Raw genomic sequence first — 6,000 nt, 5'->3', positions numbered from 1 at the left:
TCGCCCGCGGAAAGCGCCATATGGAGCGGTATACTAAGTAAATACTATATATAAAATTAACTTATTTAACAAAAAAATAAAAAATATTTGTAAAAATTCAGAATATTAATTATTATAAGAAGAAAAGAATTTTTATAGATTAAGGTTTTTTAAACTGGCTATCATACAATGATAGACAAGCTAATGGAATGTTGAGTATTTGTAAAGATTAAGTTAAATCCATATAACAATGCAGATATATTGATAAAATTATGATAAATGGATGTAAAAGTCGCCATTCTTATTTCAATAGATAGAAAGAAGGTAAATGAATGACAACAGCTTTTTTTACAGGATTTCCAGGGTTTATTGCTAGTAGAATAATTCGTGAGGCATTTGAAAAATATAATTATGACCGTGTTTATACTATTGTATTAGCTACTCAATTAGAAAAAGCAGAAAAAGAGAAAAAAGCCATTCTATCGCAATTTCCAGATAAGGAGATTGTATTAATTGAAGGGGATATTACTTTACCACAATTAGATTTAAATGATGAAACCATTATCATGCTACAAGATCAGGTGGAAGTCGTTTGGCATTTAGCTGCAATCTATGATTTAGCCGTTCCTAGACCTATTGCTTGGAAAGTTAATGTGCATGGTACAGAAATGATGAACCTATTTGTAAAAGAGTTGCCGCTCTTGAAACGCTATATGTATTTTAGTACGGCATATGTAGCAGGAACACGCATAGGAAATTTACTGGAAACAGAACTTGTTCCTCCAGAAGGCTTTAAAAACTTTTATGAAGAAACGAAGTTTGAAGCTGAATTATTAGTTGAAAAGATGAAAGATCATATACCAGTTACCATTATTCGTCCTGGTATCGTTCGAGGAGACTCTACGACTGGAGAGACGATTAAATTTGATGGTCCATATTTTTTACTGAATATGATTAATCGGTTGAGAAGGCTTCCAATTATTCCGTATATAGGGTATTCAACTACCAAAATTAATGTAGTTCCTGTCGATTATATTTTTAAGGCTTCTATGTACTTAAGTGAACTTGAGGGAGCAATTGGTGCCACAGTTCATTTAACAGATCCAAATCCACATCCAGTACAGGAAGTATATCGTGCTTTTGTAAAAGAAATAACGGGTAAAACACCAAAAGGTCATATTCCACTAAATATTGCTCAAGCATCATTAGGCATTCATGCTATTCGTAAAAAGCTTGGTGTGGAATATGAAGCGCTTGATTATTTATCTTGGAATGCAAGTTTTGATACAACTGTTGCAACTACTCTGTTAAAGGACTCAGGGATTGAGTGTGCAGATTTTATCCAAACTATTCCAACTATGATTCAATATTATGAAGAACATAAAAATAATCAGGTATACCAAATTCAAATAAAATAATTAAATTACTTTGTTTACTTTTAGATCATTATTTAATATACTAAGCTTATACAAAAACTAAATAACTTTTGACATTATTGTCAAAGGGGAGTAGCTATAGGGAAACCTAACTCATATTCGTCATTACATGGCTTAAATGTCCATCGGGTATGAGAGCAAATTAACTTTTTAAAAATTGCTAAGCGAGACCTTTGCCTTTTATAGGCAGAGGTCTTTTATTTTTTGTAAAAAAGGAGGAAATTGGATGGAAACTGTTATTTTGGAATATGGATGGGTGCTGTTAGTGCTCGTTGTTTTGGAAGGATTATTAGCAGCTGATAACGCTGTGGTTATGGCAGTTATGGTAAAACACTTACCACGAGTTGAACAGAAAAAAGCATTATTCTATGGATTAATAGGTGCGTTTGTATTACGTTTTGCAGCACTGTTTTTAATCACATTTTTAGTTAACTGGTGGTGGGTACAGGCAATTGGCGCTGCTTATCTTCTATTTATCTGTATTAAACATATTTATGATATGCGAAAACATAAAAACGGTGGGGAAGAGCAACAGAAAGAGAAAAAAGCATCTGGATTTTGGGCTACAGTTGTAAAAGTTGAATTGGCCGATTTAGCTTTTGCCATTGATTCAATGTTAGCAGCAGTTGCACTTGCTGTAACTTTACCAGAAGTGGGTAGCTTCCATATCGGTGGTATTAATGGTGGCCAATTTGCAGTGATGTTCTTAGGTGGTATTATCGGTTTAATCATTATGCGATTTGCAGCGCAATGGTTTGTGCGCATATTACAAAAATACCCATCCCTTGAAACAGCTGCATTCTTAATCGTTGGATGGGTTGGTGTAAAACTAACTGTGATGACATTAGCTCATCCGAAAGTTGGGGTGTTAGACGAACATTTCCCACATTCTACATTATGGAATAGTATATTCTGGAGTGTACTTTTATTAATAGCACTTGGAGGATATCTCACAGGTGTACGGAATAAGAAAAAAGTAGAAGTGAATGAAGCTAAATAAATTAAAGAAATCGAAGAATAAATAATCTACATTTAGGTTATCTACTTCTAATTATCCCCGCAGTCAAAAAGTGAAATAACACTTTCCACTGAGGGGTTTTTACGGTTTTAGAGTCTGAATAAGTCGTTTCAACTTTTATTTAAATCGGATTTTTTGCTGTAATAAGGAGAAGTATAAGTAGCGAAATTTAAAGGATGAATATGGCTAATATGATAAGGCTCTTTCTTTTTTGCCTAATTTTTCATACAATTGATTGTATGTTGGTTTCAAGAGTGAAAGGATCGATATTATGGAAACAGCTAAAGATTTCAATAAGCGTTCAACACCATTCCAAGCGATCGTTTTATATTACTTTGTCGCTATAGCTATTTCATTTATTCTATTAAGATTACCAGGTGTCCATCGAGATGGTGTACAGGTATCCTTATTAGATAGTTTGTTTACAGCTGTAAGTGCAGTAAGTGTTACGGGATTATCAGTTTTCAATATTCCAGAGACGTATACTACCTTTGGAATTGTGATGTTATGTTTAATAATGCAGCTTGGTGCAATTGGTATTATGTCATTAGGTACCTTTACATGGCTTTTGTTCGGGAAAAAAATTGGTTTACGTGAAAGACAATTAATTATGGTAGATCATAATCAATATAATCTTTCTGGTGTCGTACATTTGATTAAAGAGATACTAAAAATATTATTGGGAATTGAGTTGATTGGAGCAACCATTTTAACTCTTTATTTTACACAGTATTTTGATACATTTAAAGAAGCCCTCTATAATGGATTATTTGCTGCAATCTCAGCCACAACCAATTCAGGTTTTGATATTACAGGAAGTTCGTTGGTACCTTTTCATCATGATTATTTCGTACAATTGATTAATATGATTATGATGGTATTGGGGACTATTGGATTTCCTGTATTAATTGAAGTGAAAAGATTCCTTTCAAATAGGGACAGTCATTTTAAATTTTCTCTTTTTACGAAAATTACAACTACAACTTACGCTATTCTATTTGTTGTTGGTTCATTAGGGATCTTAATATTAGAATCTTTCCATTCGTTTAAAGGAATGAGCTGGCATGAAGCATTGTTTACAGCGATGTTCCATTCTTTATCTGCAAGATCTTCAGGATTCGTAACAGTTGATATAACGGATTTCAATGAAGCGACAGATATCTTTTTAAGTGCGCTAATGTTTATTGGGGCTTCTCCAAATTCTGTTGGAGGAGGTATTCGAACTACAACTTTTGCGGTTGCCATTCTTTTCTTGATCAATTTTGCAAGGAATAAAACAGAAATTCAAATCTTCAATCGTGAAATTCATATGATTGATGTATACCGTTCTTACGTAGTCATTATTGTATCGATTTTCATAGTAGTTGTAGCAACCATGATTTTAACATTATCAGAATCGAATGCGACACTAATGCAAATTCTTTTTGAAATTACATCAGCTTTCGGTACAGTTGGAATGTCGCTAGGCTTAACGGAACATCTATCATCATTTGGTAAAGTTGTTATGATGGTTCTAATGTTCATAGGACGTGTTGGAATCATTTCGTTCCTATATTCGATTGGCGGAAAATCGAAAAAGACGAATTATCATTATCCAAAAGAGCGCGTTATTATTGGATAAAGATTTCAAGAGTCAAGAGATTGTTTAAGTGGAATATAAGTAATTTAAGAATAAATAAAAAAGGCTGTTTCAAAAGTGGTAGAATAACACACTTTGAGACAGCCTTCTTACTTAATTGCGAAATTCCTTTCTGTTTTACAGAAAGTGAAATTTCACAAAATAGAGTTCTAATTTAGGCAAAGGTTGTTTCATCAATCGTTGTAAAATAAGGTGATCCATCTTTGCGGAAGAATGTGAATAAATAGCCTCTTTGTTTTTTAATTTCACCATTAGTATAGGCATCATAGTCAATGTTAAATGGTGTTAACAATGTATGCTTATATAAATCCTTTTCTGAAACATTCATATTGGCAAATTCTAAACCAGCAATGCCAGGATTTTCGCGTAATGCTTTGAAAATAAGCTTCGAAACTTCTTCTTTTGTCCGAATTTGCCACCAAAGTTTACGAGGTTGAAATTGCTGAGTTTTTAAATAGTCAAGCTGCATTAAATTAGTTACAACATCTAATGGTACACTCCCACGTTGCTCTAAGAAAGCTAATAAGCGAGTAAATAGATCCTCTAACTGATGCCCAATACGAGACCATCCTTGTTCATCCCAATAAGTTCCGAACTCTTGGAAAAAGTCGAAAGCAGAGTCAAATACTTCTGTTACTAAATATTCAATTGTACTATTCATTCGATGATCATTCCAATATTTCTCTAAAATATCTTCAGTCTGCTTTATATGAAGAATATCATCAAATGATAATACATTATTAGAGAAAATTTCATAAGGAGCCATATCGATATATTGATAACCAAATTGTTTTGCCTGTAAACGAAGACCAGTACCACGTAATAATTTTAAAAATCCTAATTGTAATTCTTCAGGTCGCATCGCAAATACATCGTTAAAGGTTTTGCTGAAGCTCATATAATCTTCTTCAGGTAATCCTGCTATTAAATCTAAATGTTGATCAATTTTACCTCCTTCTTTTACCATGTTCACAGTTCGAGAAAGTTTGGTAAAGTTTTGACGTCGTTTAACTAAATCATTTGTTAAATCATTTGTAGATTGTACGCCTATTTCAAAACGGAATAATCCTTTAGGTGCGTTGTCATTTAAAAATTGAATAACTTCAGGTCTCATAATATCTGCAGTGATTTCAAATTGGAACACGACACCAGGTTTATGCTCGTCTATAAGAAATTGAAACATTTCCATTGCATAACTTCTGCTAATATTAAATGTTCGATCGACAAATTTGACTGTACGAACACCATGATCCATTAAATAGCGAATATCGTTTTTGATATTCTCTCGATTAAAGTAACGGACACCAACTTCAATAGAAGAAAGACAAAACTGGCAATTAAACGGACAGCCGCGACTTGTTTCGATATAAGCAATCCGTTTTGGAATATGAGGAATATCCTCTTCGAAACGGAATGGACTAGGTACTTCACGTAAATCAATTTTTTGTGCAGCAGGATGAATGACGACCTTACCTTCTTTTAAATAACCAATTCCAGGTACATCATCTATAGGAATTTGACCATTTAAATAATGGAGCAATTGTTTGAATGATAATTCGCCCTCTCCCATAATAATATAATCAACTTCTTCAATACGATGTAACCAATCATGAACATCATAAGAAACCTCTGGACCGCCTAAAATAATTGTCGTATTTGGACTTATTTTTTTTAGCATACGAATAACGCGAATAGTTTCTTCAATATTCCATATATAACAACTGAAACCGATAATATCTGGTTTTTTTTGATAAAGATCTGACACAATATTAAAGGAAGGATCTTTTATAGTGTATTCAGCTAGGATAGGTTCAAATTCAGGTTTTGCATAGGATTTCAAATTTCGAATAGCAAGATTAGTATGGATATACTTAGCGTTTAATGTAGTAAGAACTATATTCATGTAAAGACTCCTCTAGTTAAAAAGT

General features: G+C 33.0%; 4 protein-coding genes. 3 read left to right on the top strand and 1 reads right to left on the bottom strand.

The window, feature by feature from the left end; genetic code table 11:
• The first annotated feature begins 311 nt into the window (after nucleotides 1-311).
• The 3 genes from ABE048_RS09905 (at nucleotide 312) to ABE048_RS09895 (ending at nucleotide 4,054) form a co-directional block, all read left to right on the top strand.
• The gene (locus ABE048_RS09905) at nucleotides 312-1,397 is read left to right on the top strand and encodes an SDR family oxidoreductase (RefSeq protein ID WP_430311010.1); all 1,086 of its coding nucleotides are present in this window, start codon (nucleotides 312-314) and stop codon (nucleotides 1,395-1,397) included.
• Between the two features lie 244 nt (nucleotides 1,398-1,641).
• Entirely contained in the window at nucleotides 1,642-2,415 is a 774-nt protein-coding gene (locus tag ABE048_RS09900) for a TerC family protein (RefSeq protein ID WP_430311009.1), read from the top strand.
• Nucleotides 2,416-2,704: 289 nt separating this feature from the next.
• Complete coding sequence (locus ABE048_RS09895) at nucleotides 2,705-4,054, top strand: TrkH family potassium uptake protein (protein ID WP_430311008.1); 1,350 nt, start codon at nucleotides 2,705-2,707, stop codon at nucleotides 4,052-4,054.
• A 172-nt stretch (nucleotides 4,055-4,226) separates the two neighbouring features.
• Here the strand turns inward: ABE048_RS09895 and ABE048_RS09890 are convergent, their stop codons facing one another.
• Entirely contained in the window at nucleotides 4,227-5,975 is a 1,749-nt protein-coding gene (locus ABE048_RS09890) for a B12-binding domain-containing radical SAM protein (RefSeq protein WP_430311007.1), read from the bottom strand.
• Nucleotides 5,976-6,000: the final 25 nt, after the last annotated feature.

Origin of the sequence: Rummeliibacillus pycnus, from assembly GCF_050459865.1 — a bacterium.
Lineage (GTDB): Bacteria > Bacillota > Bacilli > Bacillales_A > Planococcaceae > Rummeliibacillus > Rummeliibacillus pycnus_B.
The sequence above is the reverse complement of the archived record's forward strand: the minus strand, read 5'-3'. Positions and strand labels throughout refer to the sequence as shown.

What these genes read in the sequence shown, in the direction of transcription:
- ABE048_RS09895 (WP_430311008.1), top strand. Translation starts at nt 2,705, where the DNA reads ATGGAAACAGCTAAAGATTTCAATAAGCGTTCAACACCATTCCAAGCG.
- ABE048_RS09905 (WP_430311010.1), top strand. Translation starts at nt 312, where the DNA reads ATGACAACAGCTTTTTTTACAGGATTTCCAGGGTTTATTGCTAGTAGA.
- ABE048_RS09890 (WP_430311007.1), bottom strand. Translation starts at nt 5,975, where the DNA reads ATGAATATAGTTCTTACTACATTAAACGCTAAGTATATCCATACTAAT.
- ABE048_RS09900 (WP_430311009.1), top strand. Translation starts at nt 1,642, where the DNA reads ATGGAAACTGTTATTTTGGAATATGGATGGGTGCTGTTAGTGCTCGTT.